This is a genomic window from Mesorhizobium sp. USDA 3734 (assembly GCF_056279665.1).
The window spans coordinates 1,043,371-1,060,401 of record NZ_JBWCCW010000001.1; the positions used below are offsets into that span (position 1 = coordinate 1,043,371).

Consider the following 17,031-nt stretch of genomic DNA (forward strand, 5'->3'; position numbering starts at 1 on the left):
TCACATTAGAAGGCTGCCCGCATGAGCGCCAGTTTCAGCGTCGCTATACCTGATATCGGCGACTACAAAAATGTTCCTGTAATCGAGATCATGGTCAAGCCGGGTGACCGGATTGCCGTGGACGACCCCATTCTCAGCGTGGAATCCGACAAGGCAACAATGGAGGTTCCCTCCCCAGTCGCCGGGGTTGTTCGCGAGCTACTAATCGAGATTGGATCCAAGGTATCGCAGGGGACCCCGATCTTGACCGTGGAGCCCGCGGCGGCAATTGAGAATCACCTACCGTTAAGTGAAAATCCCTCTCCTCGCCCGGCTACGTTGGCGGATGAAGTGCAAAAAGGTGAGCAAATCTCGCCACGTCCGGCTGCAAGTCCCACAGCGACCATTTTGGATGATACCTTGACGGATCATGCCTCCGTCCACGCAACACCGTCCGTAAGGGCTTATGCCCGTGAGCTTGATGTGGATCTGGCCAAGGTTCGTCCCACAGGCTCTAAAGGGCGTATTCTCCGCGAGGACATTCAAACGTATGTCAAAACGTCACTGGCCTCGGACGCCAGGCCGGTTTCAAGCGGCGGGCAGGCGGTTGGGGTTGGGCTGCCAACGTGGCCGCAGGTCGACTTCGCGAAATATGGAGAAATCGACCGGCAGCCTTTGACGCGAATTCAGCAGATTTCCGGTGCTAACCTTTCGCGCAACTGGCTGACGATTCCGCACGTCACCAATTTCGACCACGCGGACGTAACCGAGCTTGAGGCTTTCCGAACCAATCTGAACCGGGAAAAGCGCAAGCCGGAAGTGAAGGTGACGATGGTGGCGTTCCTGCTCAAGAGCGCCGCCTTGGCACTGCGAGCATTCCCCCAGTTCAATGCCTCCCTCGATGGAGACCATCTAATCTTGAAGAAGTACGTGCATGTCGGCTTCGCGGTGGACACTCCAAAGGGGCTCATGGTGCCAATCATCCGCGATGTTGATCAGAAGGGTCTTCTCCAGATTGCGCTTGAGATGGGCGAGCTTGCCGAAAAGGCCCGCCAAGGTAGCCTGCCATCCTCCCATATGCAGGGCGGATGCTTCTCGGTGTCGTCACTCGGTGGGATAGGTGGCGCAGGGTTCACCCCCATCATCAATGCCCCGGAAGTGGCAATCCTGGGTGCTGCTCGGTCCAAGACCGAAGCAGTGTGGAACGGCGAAGTTTTCGTGCCGCGTTTGATTACACCGATCAGCCTTTCCTGGGATCACCGCGTGGTCGATGGGGTGGCGGCGGCCCGGTTCCTCGGCCACATCGCAGCAACGCTTGGCGATTTTCGCCGGGCAGTCCTGTGAGGGGTTTCGCATGACTAGAATTATTGAAGTTCGCGTACCGGACATTGGCGATATTAAGAATGTCCCGGTGGTGGAGATACTCGCAAAGGCGAATGACACCGTCGAGATCGACCAAAGCCTTCTGACCGTGGAGTCGGACAAGGCAACGATGGATATACCGTCGCCAGCGGCGGGGCGCATCAGCGAGCTGCGCGTCGCAATTGGTGAGAAGATCTCTCAAGGAGATGTAATCGCCCTTCTCGAAGTCGAAGCGCAGGTCCAATCGGCGGATGCGCTAGGGCTTGCGAGCTCCCCTGATCCCAGGCAGGAAATTCCACCAACTGCTTCAAAGGATTGCGAATTGCTCGTAATCGGGGGAGGGCCAGGTGGATATTCGGCCGCTTTCCGCGCCGCCGATCTAGGCTTGAACGTCATTCTCGTTGAGCGCTATCCCACTCTCGGCGGCGTCTGTCTTAACGTTGGATGTATACCATCCAAGGCGCTGCTTCATGTTGTGGCCGTGCGTGAGGAGGCCGAGCGCCTGTCCGCCCACGGCGTTACGTTTTCCGCGCCTGACGTTGATCTGAGCAAGCTTCGCTCCTTCAAGTCTGCGACCGTCGGGAGACTGACTGATGGGCTCGGAAAAATGGCGAAGTTGCGCAAGGTGGACTTCGTCCAAGGTGAGGCGCGTTTCACGGCAACAGACCGCGTCTCAATTGCCCTGTCCGATGGGTCAAGCCGAGAGGTTACTTTTTCCAAATGCGTAATTGCAGCAGGATCGTCACCAGTTGCATTGCCGGTGTTTCCCGAGGACACACGAATCGTGAACTCGACCGGGGCATTGGAATTGGCCAGCGTTCCCCGGCGAATGCTGGTTGTGGGTGGTGGCATCATTGGACTCGAGATGGCTACCGTTTACAGTGCACTTGGCGCGCGCGTGGACCTCGTCGAGCTTTTCGACAAATTGTTGCCTGGCGTTGATCGAGATCTTGTGAAGATTTGGCAGAAGCGAAACGCGCACCGCTTCGACAGGGTGATGCTTGCAACCAAGGTCAGTGAGGTGAGGCTGACGCCCGAAGGGCTCGCGGTGACGTTTGAAGGCACCGAGAGTGCTAGCCAGATATATGACATGATCTTACAAGCCGCTGGGCGCAAGCCAAATGGCGGCGGCCTCGGCCTTGAAGCCGCCGGGGTGAGAGTCGAAGGGGGGATCATCCCCGTTGACCGAGAGATGCGCACTAACGTCAGCAATATTTTCGCGGTCGGCGATATCGTTGGCCAACCGATGTTGGCGCACAAGGCAGTACATCAGGGCCATGTAGCGGCCGAAGTGGCGGCGGGACACAAGACGGGATTCGATGCAGCGATTGTCCCGTCGGTCGCGTATACGGATCCTGAGATCGCCTGGGTGGGCGTCACCGAAGATGAGGCAAAAACCAAAGGACTAGCGGTTGAAGTGAGCCGGTTTCCTTGGAGCGCATCTGGCCGCGCTATTGCCAATGGCGCCGATTATGGGCTGACCAAGCTCATCTTCTCGAAAGAAAGCGGTCGGATCGTCGGCGGCGCCATTGTCGGTCCCGGCGCTGGCGACATGATCGGCGAGGTCTGCCTCGCGATCGAGATGGGCGCCGACGCGGTCGACATAGGCAAAACGATCCATCCACACCCAACACTTGGCGAGACGATCGGTATGGCTGCGGAAGTCGCAGAGGGCGTCTGCACTGACATTCCAGCACAAAGAGGGAAACGATAAGCATCGAGTTGGCGAAAGGAGCTTCCGCATACCCCGATGGCAGTCATCTCCCCCTTTGCGCCTCCGATATGGGAGTGTCAAGCGTCAGGACTCCCATGTCGTTGAGGCGCTTCCCGAGCTGTCCGGTATGGACTGGGGAGACCGTGGCGCAAGCGACGATGACCGCTCCGGGCTCAAGGCACCGGTGTGCCCCGGACAGGATCTCATCGGCCTGCCTCGGCATTGACGACGCGGGTGAACAGGATCGCGGCGGCGGCATGCGGCTTCTGCCGGACTGCTAGTAGCTACCCCTCATTCTGAACGGAACGCCCAAGCACCTCGGAACGAACATCGAAGGTCGAACTTGGAACGGCGCCAGGGAGCGACGTTGATCCGCAGGCATGGCTTGCCAATGTCCTCGCCTGAATCGCCGACACCCGACCACAGGGCTCGAAGACTTGCTTCGGCGGAATTGGAGCCATCTGACAACCGCGGCGGAGCATAACACCCTTCCGCCACGCTGTTGGTTAGGATTTGCCGTAAGCGTTCTGATAGCGCCCCTCGCGGATCGCTTTCAGCATATCTTCTTCACGCGTGACCTGGGCTTCCACGGCTTCGAGAAGACTTGCGGCCTTCGCCGCCGGAAAGGACACTATGCCGTCCTCGTCGCCGACAACGAAGTCGCCAGGCGAAATCACGCAGCCGCCGATCGACACCGGAACGTTTATTTCACCGGGGCCGTCCTTGTAGGGCCCGCGATGGATTACCGTGCGCGCGAAGCAGGGAAAGTCCGACGCAGCGAAAGCCGCCACATCGCGGATCGCACCGTCGATCACGTAGCCTTCAGCCTTACGCCACCGCGCGATGGTCATCATGATCTCGCCGACGAGCGCGCGGGTCTCATCGCCGCCTCCGTCGACCACGATGACATCGCCCGGTCCGACCATCTCGAGCGCGCGGTGGATTGCTAGATTGTCGCCCGGCCGTGTGCGTACGGTAAAGGCCGTGCCAACAAGCTTGCCGCCGCGATGAAACGGACGCAGCCCAACCGATCCTGGCAGCCGGCCGAGGTTATCGGAGATCACGGAGGTCGGCGCGCTCCGGAAGCCCTCGATCAAACTGGTTGGCGGCGTCGGCATGGAACGCTCGGCAATGGTGATGGTCATACGATCTGATCCTTTGATTGCTCAGTCCGCGTGCCCTTGCGCGGCGCAACGACGTGAACATCGACGTCTTCGAACGCCACCGCGTCGCGTTGCTCGCCGGGGTGGGCTTCATCAGGCCTCGTGGATCGCCTGGCGAGGATTGGCGCGGCGTGATCCGCCGATTGTTTGGCCAAACCTTGATCCTTGCGTCTGTGGTGAGGCCAACCGTTACCAGCCCTCCAGCACGATTTTGCCTCTTGACGTGCCGCTCTCCAGCAAAGCATGAGCGCGCTTCAGGTTGTGTGCATTGATAGTGCCGAAGGACTGGTCAAGGGTGGTGCGCAGCACGCCATTGTCGATGTGGTCAGCGACATCGTTTAGCAGACGATTCTGCGCGATCATGTCTGAAGTCTGGAACGTGGAGCGCGTGAACATCAACTCCCAGTGTACCGACACCGCCTTGCCCTTGAACACGGCCACGTTGAACTCCGCCGGATCGTCGATCAGCCCGAACCTGCCCTGCGGTGCGATGATGTCGGCGATGGCTTTATAATGCTGATCGGTGAAAGTAAGGCTGGCAACGAGACCGACCGGCGGCAGCTTCAGCGCTTCGATTTGCTCCTTCATAGGCTTTGAATGATCGATCACGGCGTGGGCACCGAGATCCAGGCACCATTGTCGCGATTCAGGCCGGGTCGCGGTAGCAACCACGGTGAGCCCGGTCAGACGGCGCGCGAGCTGGATGAGGATTGAACCGACGCCGCCGGCACCCCCCGTGATAAGCAGCGTGCGCGGATCGTGCCTGCCAGGAACCGCGCCGAGCCGGTCGAAAAGCAGTTCCCAAGCGGTGATCGAGGTCAGTGGAAGCGCGGCGGCCTGCGCGAAGGACAGCGAGGCCGGCTTTTTGCCGACTATCCGCTCGTCGACCAGGTGAAACTCCGAATTCGTGCCTTGGCGCTGGATCGAGCCGGCATAGAACACCTCGTCGCCCGCCTTAAAAAGACTGACTTCCGGGCCGACCGCGTCGACTATGCCTGCCGCGTCGAAGCCGAGGATCTTGTACTCGCCCTCCGGCGGTGCGGCACGCTTGCGCACCTTGTAATCGACCGGATTAACCGAGATCGCCTTCACCGCGACCCTGATGTCGCGCCCCACAGGCTCCGGCTTGGCGATCTCGAGATCGACCAGCGATTCCGTTGCTTCGATAGGCAGTGACTTTTGATATCCTACGGCTCTCATACGTTGTCCCCACATTATTTTTTGCCCTGAGTGTTGGCGCGGTTCCATCCGCGATACTGATCGCCGAACCCTTCCGAGCCCGATGCCGCTACCGCGACAGTGTCTTCAAGTTTGATGTAGCCCCTCGTGGGATGCTTAATCGCTGTTTCGATTGAGATCACCATTCCGGACTCCAGAGGGCGATCCTCGTCATACCCCTGGTAAGGCACGGGCCCGTTGCTGGTCAGGCGCGGACCTTCATGGCTGACGAGACCCATGCCGTGAGCCAGAAATTCCATGTAAGGCTTATGCTGTGACTTGCTGAGGATCTCAGTTGCGACAGTAAAGATGTCGCCGCCGCGCGCTCCTGCCTTGATCGGCTTCCGCGCCTCGGATTGGATGTTGTCGATCACGCCAAGTAGGTCGACGAGTTCAGCGTCGGGTTCGCCGAGAATTCCCATCCGACAAAGGTCACCAATATAGCCGTGATAATTGCCGGCCGAGTCCAGCGATATGACGTCACCAGCTTGAAGCCTTTGTTCAGACGGCGCCCGATTGAGGTCCCGGCCTGCCGTGATGAGACAATATTCGAACTTTAGACTACGATTGACTTCCTCCCGCCGCAGCTTTTCGACCAGATCGTTCTTAGTCATCCCGACAGCAGCATACTCAAAAGTGGCGGCCATCGACTGCACGACCCGCTCAGAGGACTCGCGTAGCAGGTTGAGCTCCTCGGGACTCTTGATGAGCCGTAGTCTCTCAAGCACAAAGTTCGCTTCCGCGATGCGACAACCTGCTAAGTTGTCGTGCAACAGTTGGCCACCATCCATGGGCAAGAACGACTTTTCAACACCGACGGTCGAAGACGACCCCCCAATCTTTTTGATGTGTTCAACTGCGAGTCGGACCGCGTCTGTGCTGCTCCACGTTGAGGTTTGCACCACCGGCGGCCAGAACTTGCCAAGGTCTTTCTCGAAAGTCTCAAGAGCGGCGCCGAAGTACGCGGAATTCTCGGGCCTACCTTTTTGATAGACGAGAACTGGTAAATAGCGGCTCTCTCCGACCGCATCCATATAGTCGAAAAAGAAAAAGCGGTATCCGCCAAGCAGATATTGCACGTTGTGCTTGGAAGTGACCATCAAGATATCGATCCCGGCCTCATCCAGAAGCCGGTCTAAACGCGCCTCATCGAACGGCACGGAGCGTTGGGGGAAGGCTTTTGCATCGTTCACTGGCAAATTCCCTATTGTTGTTGGTTCGAATCCTGCAGGCACTTCGGCCGTCACGAATTTTTAGCAAGCCGCGTCGGCGCGGTTTTTCGGAGCCCCGTTGCCCTCTGGTGGGGATGCTGCGGCCAGGGTGCCGGCGGTTTTCAAAGCACCTTTCGTAGGCCCGACACCGACGGCCGCCAGGGAGTGCCGTCGCCAGCGCCTTGCCAACCAACAGACCGAGAAAATCTTTGAGGCAGTCAATCGAAGCGGTGATCGGCAATGCGCGCTGGGCGTTCGAGCAGTCGATGGTCCTCAACGCCTGCCTGACGCCCGGCATCGTGCCGTGCACCTGCGCCGTGAAACAGGCGCTGAGTGCCAGGATCTGCAGGAATATCGACGCCATCTTCATGGTCGTTCAGCCAATAGCTCTCTGCCTGAGCGTTGGTCGCTTCAGCGCTGCGTTTGGTCCGTCTTCGTGTTCTCACACGGCGCCGCTCAGAGGCGACGGAATGCCGTAAGAGCGCGACCAATATACCAGCGGCCGCTCAGCGCCGGATATGATCTCGTCAACCCGTCCGATTAACAGCACGTGCGAGGCGATGGGACGCGCTTCAACGAGTTCGCAGTCGAACGCCGCCACTACGCCGTCTAGATAACGTAGCGGCTCACCGGGTACACCTGCCCAGCGGGCTGCGGTAAGATCGTAGGGCCGCCCAGTCCGCGGTCTCCCCGAAAAGCGCTCGGAGTGTTCCACCTGTTCGGCCGAGAGCACGTTGATCACGTAACGGCGATGCGTGGACACCGCCTTGCAAAGGGGACTGCTCGCCTTCACGCAAACCAGCACCATCGGGGGATCCGCTGAAACCGAGATGAACGTACCTACGGTAAGCGCCAACCGGTCCTCAGGGGGACCCGCCACGACCACGGCCACACTCAACGGCACGCGGCTCATCGCGGCCACGAATTGGTCGCGCAGGAGGTCGGGGCGGATATTGGCCGGCGATATTGCACAAGATGTCATGGCGGTTGCTACCTTCGGAAAGGATATAAATGGCACGGTCATCACGGCACCCGCAGTGGTTGCTAAAGTGTCGGGTTGTCGATCGGCAGGCCGAGCACAACACGGCCATGCGTTATTGCGCTCACATCCCAATTCTGGGTGATGTGCCGGTTCGCGGCGCTCATATCGCAGAAATAGCGTGAGAGCGGATTGCGGTCATAGATCGCCCCTCCACCTGCGGCATCCCAAACGATGTTCACCGCGCGGGTCGAGAGCTGGCCGGCAAAGGTGGCTTCGGCCCGGCAGCGCGCGCGCTCCTCGTCAGTGGGCAGACGGCCGGACTCGAGTATCTCCGTCATCTGATCGCAGGCGCCGTAGATAAGAAGACGCGCCGCTTTTATGCAGGCAAGCGCCTCGGCGACCTTCACATGTTGGGTGCTGAAATCGGTGACCGCTCGTGACGAGGCGCGCGAGATTCGGCCCCGTACCTGCTCGAGATAGGTCTGCACCGCACCCTCGGCGATCCCAAGGGCAGTGCTCCCGATGAAGACTCCGAACATACAATAAAGGGGAGCGCGCAAATTGATCGGCTCACCGGGGTAACGCGCCTCACGCGCACGCATGTTTTCGATAGTTGTCGTGCGATGCTCCGGCACAAACACCTCGTCCAATGAAACGTCATGGCTGGCGGATCCCTTTAGGCCCATGGCATACCAAGTATCGAGAATCTGATAGTCGCTCTTCGGCACGAGGAAGTGCCGGTCCTCCTCCTGGCCATCTGGCCCGGGCGTGAAGGCGGTAAACAGAGCCCAGTCGGCAAGACTCACGCCGCTGACGAAGGGCCAGCGGCCCGACAGCACATAGCCACCGTCCACCCGGCGCGCCCGTCCGATGTTTGGAATCAGGATCCCGGACAGCAGCGCGGCCGGATTGTTCCGCCAGACGTCTTCCTGCGCCTCCAACGGCCAGCGACACATCATGGAATTGTGAGAGATGTTCTGTACCACCGCCCAGGCGGTCGATCCACAGGCCTGCCCGAGAGCGGTCATGACGTCGACTGCCGCGCGAAATGGCGCGTCGGCTCCACCAAAGCGAGCAGGCTGGAAGAGCCGATGGACGCCGGTTCGCTGTATGTCCTGACGGGTCGCTTCCGGAGGTTGCCGCAGCGCCTCGGTCTCCGCCGCTCGCTCACGCAGGGCAGGCGCAAGCTCGCGAGCCCGCTCGACGAGCTCTTCGGGCGTCCCCACGCGTTCAATGGCTGGCAAATCGTCAGCCGGCAAGTCTGCGTGGCTATGGGCTGTTTGCGTTCTCAAGATCGTTCTCCGGTTGGGTGTGATTTTTTTTAGAACATACGTTACATAAAACTTTCACGCAAGCCCCAATCAACCGAGCAAGTTCTGCCGAAAAGCTCCTGATTGCGCGGAGGACCAGATACGTTTATATAGAATTGACGTTTGATATGGAGATGATATGCCAAAGCTCGGGATGGAAGCGATACGTCGGCGGCAAGTGATGGACGCGGTTATCCACATCCTGTCGACCCAAGGGTGGCGCGACCTCACCATCAGAGAAGTGAGCGACGTCGCAGGCATCTCTTCGGGCGTCGTGACCCACTATTTCAGCAACAAGCGCGCGTTGACGCTGGACGCTATCAACGACGCCACACTCCAGTTCGTCAAAGCCTTGGGCAAGCTCGAACATCGGCGCGGCACCGTCGTCGACCGACTGATAGCCCTAGTCGAATTTGTCAGCCAGCTCTCGCCGCCCGGCATCCCGGATTGGCGGTTCTGGCTCGGATTGCTAGGTCGCATGCCCTTCGACCGGGTGCTGCAGGCCGAGGTGCAGAAGGTTCACCGGCTTTATGCTGAAATCGTCACGCGGCTGATCGAGGCTGGCATTGAAGAGCGCGAGTTCCGACCCGTTCGGGCGCCCGACGACATCGCGGTAAAATTTGTCAGTGCCGCCGTCGGGATGTACGCGCTTATGGTCGCCGACCCGCAGGACATGCCACCCGACCGCTGTCGTCGGCTGCTGCTGGACCTCTTAAGCCAGGATCTCGACGTGGCCCTTGTGGAGACGCCGGCCGCACGGGCACTCCGGACGCCGTGAACGACTCATAAGATTGCTGGCATATGTTCGTGGCTTTGATATGTTTCATCGAAGCAACGGATCTCAGATATCGAACGGAGCGACCGTTGACAGTCATCTACTCTCACGATTTCAAGGGGAGGCGCGTGCAGAGCCAGGCCCTGATCAGCAGCGCGCGGAGCCTCATCGCGACGCTCAAGGAGCGGTCAGACGAAGCCGAGCGGAATTGCTGCCTGCCTGATGAGACTGGCCAGGACCTTCGCCGTCTGGGCCTGGCGCGGCTGCTGCAGCCGGAGCATTTCGGCGGCGCGGAGGGCACGCTCGAGAACTTCGTAGATGTTATGATCCCGATCGCCGGCGGTTGCCCTTCGACCGCCTGGTGCCTGGCTCAGTATATCTTTCACAACTATATGATCGCGCGGTGGCCGGTGCGGGCGCAAGAGGAGGTCTGGAGCGACCCGAACAACCTCGTCAGCGGCATTCTCATCCCGCGCATGGGCAAGGCCCGGCAGGTGGAGGGCGGTTATGAACTGACCGGCGAATGGCCCTTCGTCAGCGGCGTACAGCTGTCCGACTGGTGCTTGCTCTCCGGAATGGTGCAACAGGATGCGGCTCCGGATGAGGAGCGCTATTTCTTGGTTCCGACTCGCTCGGTCACGATACTCGATACGTGGCACCCCATCGGCCTGCATGGTTCGGGGAGCCACGACGTGCGGGTCGAGAAACTCTTCGTACCAGAACATCTCAGCTTATCGATTAAACACCTGAAGGGCGGCGACTTTCCAGGGAAGGCGATCAATCGCGGCGCGGTTTTCCGCCCGCCTGTCTACATGGTCAGTGGCATTTTGCTTGCTGCCGCGCTCATTGGCATGACGGAGGCGATGTTCGAGAGCTTCCTTGTGCAGTCGCGCAGCCGTAGAGCGCTCATGAGCAGCGAGGAGACGGCGAGCTACGCCACCCATCAGGTCCGGGTCGCGGAGGTGTCGTCGTCGCTGCAGGCGGCCGAGATGCTCATTCGGGCCGATTGCCGAGAGATCATGGAGTCAGCCTCCGCAGACTATGCGCCGACACCAATGGAGCGATCCAACTATCGCTGCAACTCAGCGTATGCCGGACAGCTCGCGCGGCGTTCGGCAGAGACGGTATGGGATCTCATCGGTGCGCGCGGCGCCTACGCGAACAATCTGATCGCCCGACTCTACCGCGACATTGCTGTCGCCTCGCGCCACGCCGCAATGAATTGGGAACTCAACGCAACCGAACATGGTCGCGCCCGTCTAAGATTGCCGCTCTCAAATCCGTCGCTGTAAGGCAGAAAGCTGTTTTTTGTGACGGATGCTTGACAATTTTTTTTATATGGGTTGTTCTATATAAATCGATCGTCAGGTAGCAGAAGCGGATGTGACGGTCGCCCGCCTTTCTTCGGATTTTCGCAGCCAGCGCTCTTGGGAGGATTTCATGCGTGACTTACGTGCACTGACCAAACTGTTTGTCGAAGGCGGCGTTTCGCGCCGCGAGTTCATGAAGTCCGCGGCGGCGCTTGGCGCGGCCACTGCAACCCTTGGCGCAGGTGGCTTTTCGGCGCGCGCCGCGACTGGCCCGTTGGTTGGGTTCAGCTTTCCCAGCTTTGACGCGTTTCGCTGGCCTCATGACCGCCACTATTTCCAGGCGCGTGCCGACGAGTTGGGACTTCAATACATAATCCAAGGCGCGAATGAAGACGTTGCGACCCAAGACTCTCAGATCGACGCGATGCTGTCTCAGGGCATCAAGGTGCTCGTGATCATTCCCGTGAACGTCGAGGCCGGTAAGAAGATTGTGGAGCGCGTCAAGCGCGAGGCGAACATTCCGATCATCTCATACAACTATGTCATCCCATCTCCTGCCATCGACTACTGGGCGGCGCGCGACAATTATCTTGTCGGGGAAATTCAAGCCAAGCAGGCCCTGAAGGAAGCAAAAAAAGGCAATTGGGCCATCGTCAGCGGCCCAGAGGGCATAGATGTGGCGCGTCAAAAGACGGAGGGAGCACTAAGGGTTCTCAAGCCATACATAGATTCTGGAGAGATCAAAATCGTATCCCATCAGTGGCACGATAATTGGCGTCAAGAGTCGGCTCTTAAACAAATCGAGGATGCGTTGACGCAAAACAACAATAATATCCAAGCCGTGGTCGCCAACGAGGAAGGTTTGGCGCTAGGCGCGCTCCAGGCCCTGACGGAGCAGGGATTGAACGGTAAAGTCTGGCTTTGCGGCGAGGATGTGTGGCCCGAAGGCGCTCGTGCGATCGTTAGGGGCGACATGGCGATGAGCGCTTGGACTGACCTGATCCAAATGGGACGCGTAGCCGCTGAGGCGGCATTGGCGCTCACTAGGGGGGAGATGCCGAAAACCAACGAAACTCTTGATGTGGACGGTCATAAAATTCCAGGAATGCGGATTCAGTCGCGCGTTGTAAACAAAGAGACTTTGCCTGACTTCCTCAAGCTGACCGATTGGCTGAAGCCGGAAGATATCGGCCTCAAGGCAGGGTAAATGGAATGGATGGGTTTGTAGCACCGGCTACTTTCGGCGGCCGCAAGGCCGGCGAATTACTACAACTCGACGGTATTACCGTCGAGTTTGGGGCCAATCGCGCCCTTGACAATGTAAGCTTCAACGTCTCGGCCGGAGAGGTTGTCGGCTTGATGGGGGCAAATGGTGCCGGCAAAAGTACGCTTGCAAAAGTTATCGTCGGCGAGATTCCGCATGGGTCTTACCGCGGCACCGTTACCTGCAGCGGCAAGTTGGCGGCGTTCACCGACTCCAGGGATGCCCATCGTGCTGGCGTTGCTCTCGTCCACCAGGAAGGCTCCGTTGTTTCTCAACTGACGATCGGTGAGAACGTGATGCTCGCGATCGAGCCATCTCGTTTCGGCGTCATCGATTGGAAGGGGTTGCACGCGCAAGCGGATGCCGCGTTGCGCAGGCTCGGGTTGGCAATTGATACGCGGACGCCGCTCGCCGGGCAGGGCGGGGTCGCTCTGATGGAGCAGGTGGAGATCGCTCGCGCGATTGCGAGTGGCAGTCGAGTGTTCGTTTTCGATGAATCGACATCGGCGCTCGGAGCTGGTGAGATCACGGTGCTTCTCCAGCGTATGCGCGAGCTTGCCGCTCAGGGCGCAGGCATTATCTTTATCTCCCATCGCACCGATGAAATCCTGCGGGTCTGCGACCGTGTCGTCGTGCTTCGCGACGGCCGCGTCGCATTGGACACGCCAAAGTCGGATCTCGACCATGGGGCGATCGTACGGGCCATGCTCGGCAGCGGCCGGGGCAATGTCGTTTCAGGCGGTCAAAGCATGCCTTCGGAGCGGCGGGAAACGATGGTAAGGCTGAGCGGATGGAGCCTCTCTCGGTCGGTAGAATCTCCGCGCGACCTTGGCCCGATCGACATCGACGTCGCGGCGAATGAGATTGTTGCAGTCTACGGGCCCCTTGGGGCAGGAAAGTCTGAGCTACTGCAATCGCTCTACGGATTCTTGCCAGAATTGACGAGCGGCGCGGTCGAACTGACCGGCACCCGGTTCCGGCCGAGAAGTCCACGCGAATCGATCCTGGCGGGGATCGCCTATGTTTCCGCTGAGCGTCAGCGTGATGGCGTCGTGCCTCATCTTTCGGTGCTGGAGAACATGATGTTGGGATGGCATCGTGGGCCTCCGCGTTGGAGGGGGCCCGTTGTTGATCGTGGAAGAAGCGCAGACCTCTGCAGGTCGCTGATCCGCGACTTAGCTATTCGCACGCAAGGACCAGATCAGCCGATCGCAGCCCTCAGTGGTGGTAACCAACAAAAGGTTCTGTTGGCGCGAGCGCTTATCAACGAGCCGCGTCTGGTCTTGCTGGATGAGCCTACGCGCGGAATCGACCTGGGCGCCAAGCAAGACGTGTATCGGCTGGTGCGTCAGCTCGCATCCACCGGAACCGCCGTTCTATACGCGACAATGGAAGAGTCGGAGGCGCTGCAACTATCCGACCGGGTCTTGGTGCTACGCGACGGAAGGCAGGTCGCGCTGATCAAGTCGAAAGACACGAACCCTCACGAATTGCTCGCATTGGCGGGTGGGCTGCAATGAAATCAACGATGGGACTGCGATGACAACGATAGCTGACTCGAAAAGCGACGCGATTGCGGTGGCATCTTCAGAAGCGAGGCCAGCGCCGCCGACCCGGGCAAACTCCATCATTTCCGTCTTGCGTTCGGCCGCGGGATTGCTCTTGGCGATCGCGATCGTCTGGATAGCCTTCTCGATCCTGACAGATGGCGTATTTGTCAGCGACCGAAATCTAAGCAATCTCATGCGCCAGACCGCCATGACGGCGATGGTTGCCATCGGGATGCTCGTCGTCGTCGTCCAAGGCGAAATCGACCTCTCCGTAGGATCGTTCATGAGTCTTTGCGTTACCGTGGTCGCCATGATCGAGGTAAGCGGAGTGGTGGGCATGTGGGGAACGATCGCGGCAGCGCTCGGAATGGGCATCCTTGTTGGCCTATGGAACGGCACCTGGGTTGCTCGCTTCGGTCTTCCGTCGTTTGTGGCAACACTCGGTGGCTTGATGCTGTTTCGCGGCTTGGCGCTTGCGTTGTCAGGCGGACGCACGATCACTGGCATCTCCGACGACATCCGCTTTTTCGGCGAAGCGTTCGTTACGGGATCCGCGCTCTGGGCATTCATCGGGGTGGCCGCCGTCATATCGCTCTGGCCGCTGCGCAACCTCGGAGAGGACAGCCAGCGTCGGCGTGCACTGGTTCGTTCTGGCCTGGGTTTCGCCAGTGTCGTCCTGCTTGGCTGGGCAACGCTCTCTTATCGCGGCTTGCCCATGCCGGTGGCGATCACGTTGGCCACGGCGGCACTGGTCTCGTGGATGCTGACCAATACCGTGTGGGGACGTCATGTGTATGCGGTTGGCGGCAATCGTGACGCTGCCAGGTCGGCCGGCATACCGATCACTATGCATCTGATGATTTCATTCGTTCTCATCGGAGTGTTGACCTCCGTCGCGACACTGATGCTCGTTGGACGGCTCGGCTCGGCGCCGCCAGAATCGGGTCTATTTCTCGAACTGAACGCGATCGCTGCCGTTGTCATCGGCGGAGCAAGTCTCTACGGCGGCACGGGCACCGTGTCCGGCGTCTTGTTGGGCGCGTTGCTGATGCAAAGCCTCGCAAACGGTCTTTCGCTGCTTAACGTACCAACGGCCTACCAGAACATAACAAGTGGAATTGTTCTTATGCTCGCCGTTTACATCGATGTTTTGTCCAAGCGCGGGGGGAAGCTATTTTCACGCCCGTGAAAAGAGCCGTGGCAACTCTGCTGCTGCCTGCTGCAGCAGCGGCCTTTGCCTTCGGCTACGCGGCGAGCAGCGTTCGCAACTGCTCGCGTGCAGTGCGGCTGGCGCTTCGATGGGACTGGCGAACCATCTGTTATGGGCCGATTGAGGTTCGTACGCCTCCCACGTGGGGGGAAATAGAACTGGGCCCTGACGGCATGCTTGTCCTTCACAACAAGCCGGCAGGGATGAGAGTCGACGGTGATGCTGTTTGGTACGCATCTGCTATCGAACTCAGGATATATCAAGCCAGCGAAGGCCGCCCAATCGTGAACGGCGGCACGCGCTGGTGGAGGCGCCGGATCGGGTCCAAACCAGCAATGTTAATCGCCGACTTGCATGTCGCCAACGGCGCGACGTCAGCTAGGAGCAAAGAGGCCCGACGCGTACTGCAGTCGATGCGCCTCAAGGGAGACCCAGGCTCGATCGTTTGGCCGGCGCGAGCACCGGCTGACACGAGTGTTGCGCTACGCCGCGTGCTGCCACCCCACGATTCTAACGTCGCTCGCGACTTCGAGAGCTTCTAGGCCGACGCACGGAGTATTTCATGGACGAACTTTGGCGTCTGTCGGCCACTGAACTCGCCGGCAATATCAAATCAAAGAAGGTTTCGGCAAAGGAGGCTGCGGAGGCGGGGCTCGCCCGGCTCGAGGCGGTCAATTCGAAGATCAACGCGGTGGTCGATCACCGGCCCGACGACGTGCTGGCGCAGGCGGCGTCGATCGACGCGGCGATTGCACGTGGCGATGAATTGGGGCCCCTGGCCGGCGTGCCCGTCACAATCAAGATCGGTGTCGACCAGCAAGGTTTTGCCACGACCGACGGCATGAGACTGCAGCGCGACAACATAGCCAGGGCCGACAACCCCGCGGTCTCCAACCTGCGTAAAGCCGGCGCCGTTTTGCTCGGTCGCACCAACTGCCCGGCCGTTTCCTATCGCTGGTTCACCACCAACCTCATCCACGGCGACACCAGGAACCCTCGCGATCCTGGCATCACTCCGGGCGGCTCCTCTGGCGGTGCGGGTGCTGCGGTCGCAGCCGGAATCGGCCACATAGCCCACGGCACTGACATCGCCGGTTCGATCCGCTATCCCGCCTACGCCTGCGGCGTACATGGTTTGCGGCCGAGTCTGGGCCGTGTTCCGAGTTTTAACCCAGGCTCGCCTGAGCGCCCGATTGGTGCGCAGCTCGCCGCGGTCTCCGGTCCAATCGCGCGCACCATTAACGATCTGCGCATTGCGCTGGCGGCAATGTCGGCTCCAGATGCCCGCGACCCTTGGTACGCCCCTGTCCCGCTCGAAGGGCCGCCGAGGCCGAAGCGCGTTGCAATGTGCCTTAACCCAGATGGCCTCAATCCTGTGCCTGAGGTGGTCGCCACGGTGGCTGACGCCCGCAAGCGGCTGCAACACGCAGGCTGGGTTGTGGAGGAGGTCGCTGATACGCCAGCAATGCGCGAGCCAGCCGATATTCTGACCAAGCTCTGGCTCGGCGACGGCTACGAAATTCAGCTCGAAATGGCCGAGCGCGAGGGCGATCCAGGCGCGCTGGCTTGTTTGCGCGGCATTTGCGCCAGGGTGCATCCGTTCGATCTCCCACGGGCGTTGGCCCGTCGCGATGCACTGACGCGCGAGTGGTTCGCCTTCCTTGACAAATATCCGGTGCTGCTGATGCCGGTATCGGCCCAACTACCATTCCCCGATCAGCTCGACCTCAAGGACGAGGTGTCCTTCGCACAGGTGTGGCATGCTCAGCTGCCGCAGGTTGCCATCCCTCTCATGGGACTTCCCGCGCTAGCGGTTTCCACCCGGCTAATCGGGCGCATCCCGGTAGGCGTGCAACTTGTGGCCGGCCGCTTCCGCGAGGATTTATGCCTTGCTGCGGGCGAGGCAATCGAGGCCGGCGGCACGCCATCCGCGGCGATCGATCCGGAAAATTACGAGTAGGACGATAACGAGCGCTCCGATTT

Annotated in this window: 15 protein-coding genes; 8 read left to right on the forward strand and 7 right to left on the reverse strand. The window is 60.0% G+C overall.

The genetic code is table 11. The annotated features are described in order from the left end of the window. The first annotated feature begins 21 nt into the window (after positions 1 to 21). Positions 22 to 1,323, forward strand: a complete 1,302-nt coding sequence (locus ACZ89F_RS04935) for a 2-oxo acid dehydrogenase subunit E2 (protein WP_476090656.1) — start codon at positions 22 to 24, stop codon at positions 1,321 to 1,323. A 10-nt stretch (positions 1,324 to 1,333) separates the two neighbouring features. Beyond that, positions 1,334 to 3,055, forward strand: a complete 1,722-nt coding sequence (lpdA, locus tag ACZ89F_RS04940) for a dihydrolipoyl dehydrogenase (RefSeq protein WP_476090657.1) — start codon at positions 1,334 to 1,336, stop codon at positions 3,053 to 3,055. Positions 3,056 to 3,098: 43 nt separating this feature from the next. Here the strand turns inward: lpdA and ACZ89F_RS04945 are convergent, their stop codons facing one another. The 7 genes from ACZ89F_RS04945 to ACZ89F_RS04975 form a co-directional block, all read right to left on the reverse strand. Beyond that, positions 3,099 to 3,314, reverse strand: a complete 216-nt coding sequence (locus ACZ89F_RS04945; protein ID WP_476090658.1) for an NAD(P)-binding domain-containing protein — start codon at positions 3,312 to 3,314, stop codon at positions 3,099 to 3,101. Positions 3,315 to 3,561: 247 nt separating this feature from the next. After that, the gene (locus ACZ89F_RS04950) at positions 3,562 to 4,200 is read right to left on the reverse strand and encodes an RraA family protein (protein WP_476090659.1); all 639 of its coding nucleotides are present in this window, start codon (positions 4,198 to 4,200) and stop codon (positions 3,562 to 3,564) included. Further along, positions 4,197 to 4,373 (reverse strand): hypothetical protein, encoded by a 177-nt coding sequence (locus ACZ89F_RS04955; protein ID WP_476090660.1) that lies wholly within the window; start codon positions 4,371 to 4,373, stop codon positions 4,197 to 4,199. The genes ACZ89F_RS04950 and ACZ89F_RS04955 overlap by 4 nt, the downstream gene beginning before the upstream one ends. A gap of 34 nt (positions 4,374 to 4,407) precedes the next feature. Next, a complete protein-coding gene (locus ACZ89F_RS04960) occupies positions 4,408 to 5,418 on the reverse strand; it encodes a zinc-binding alcohol dehydrogenase family protein (RefSeq protein ID WP_476097214.1) in 1,011 nt (336 codons plus the stop codon). Positions 5,419 to 5,432: 14 nt separating this feature from the next. Continuing rightward, positions 5,433 to 6,629: a M24 family metallopeptidase gene (locus ACZ89F_RS04965; protein ID WP_476090661.1), complete on the reverse strand. Its 1,197-nt coding sequence runs from the start codon at positions 6,627 to 6,629 to the stop codon at positions 5,433 to 5,435. A 460-nt stretch (positions 6,630 to 7,089) separates the two neighbouring features. Further along, complete coding sequence (locus tag ACZ89F_RS04970) at positions 7,090 to 7,671, reverse strand: flavin reductase family protein (RefSeq protein WP_476090662.1); 582 nt, start codon at positions 7,669 to 7,671, stop codon at positions 7,090 to 7,092. 20 nt (positions 7,672 to 7,691) lie between these two features. Next, complete coding sequence (locus tag ACZ89F_RS04975) at positions 7,692 to 8,921, reverse strand: acyl-CoA dehydrogenase family protein (protein WP_476090663.1); 1,230 nt, start codon at positions 8,919 to 8,921, stop codon at positions 7,692 to 7,694. A gap of 157 nt (positions 8,922 to 9,078) precedes the next feature. Between ACZ89F_RS04975 and ACZ89F_RS04980 the strand changes: the two genes are divergently transcribed. The 6 genes from ACZ89F_RS04980 to ACZ89F_RS05005 all read left to right on the forward strand — a co-directional run bounded on the left by ACZ89F_RS04980 (position 9,079) and on the right by ACZ89F_RS05005 (position 17,008). Continuing rightward, entirely contained in the window at positions 9,079 to 9,717 is a 639-nt protein-coding gene (locus ACZ89F_RS04980) for a TetR family transcriptional regulator (protein ID WP_476090664.1), read from the forward strand. Positions 9,718 to 9,803: 86 nt separating this feature from the next. Then, positions 9,804 to 11,006 (forward strand): acyl-CoA dehydrogenase family protein, encoded by a 1,203-nt coding sequence (locus tag ACZ89F_RS04985; protein ID WP_476090665.1) that lies wholly within the window; start codon positions 9,804 to 9,806, stop codon positions 11,004 to 11,006. 91 nt (positions 11,007 to 11,097) lie between these two features. Beyond that, positions 11,098 to 12,231 carry a sugar ABC transporter substrate-binding protein gene (locus tag ACZ89F_RS04990; RefSeq protein WP_476090666.1) on the forward strand — a complete coding sequence of 378 codons (1,134 nt, stop codon included), beginning with the start codon at positions 11,098 to 11,100 and terminating at the stop codon, positions 12,229 to 12,231. A gap of 5 nt (positions 12,232 to 12,236) precedes the next feature. Beyond that, positions 12,237 to 13,808: a sugar ABC transporter ATP-binding protein gene (locus tag ACZ89F_RS04995; RefSeq protein ID WP_476090667.1), complete on the forward strand. Its 1,572-nt coding sequence runs from the start codon at positions 12,237 to 12,239 to the stop codon at positions 13,806 to 13,808. Positions 13,809 to 13,950: 142 nt separating this feature from the next. Further along, positions 13,951 to 15,027: a sugar ABC transporter permease gene (locus ACZ89F_RS05000; protein WP_476090668.1), complete on the forward strand. Its 1,077-nt coding sequence runs from the start codon at positions 13,951 to 13,953 to the stop codon at positions 15,025 to 15,027. Between the two features lie 583 nt (positions 15,028 to 15,610). Further along, entirely contained in the window at positions 15,611 to 17,008 is a 1,398-nt protein-coding gene (locus tag ACZ89F_RS05005; protein WP_476090669.1) for an amidase family protein, read from the forward strand. Positions 17,009 to 17,031 lie beyond the last annotated feature (23 nt).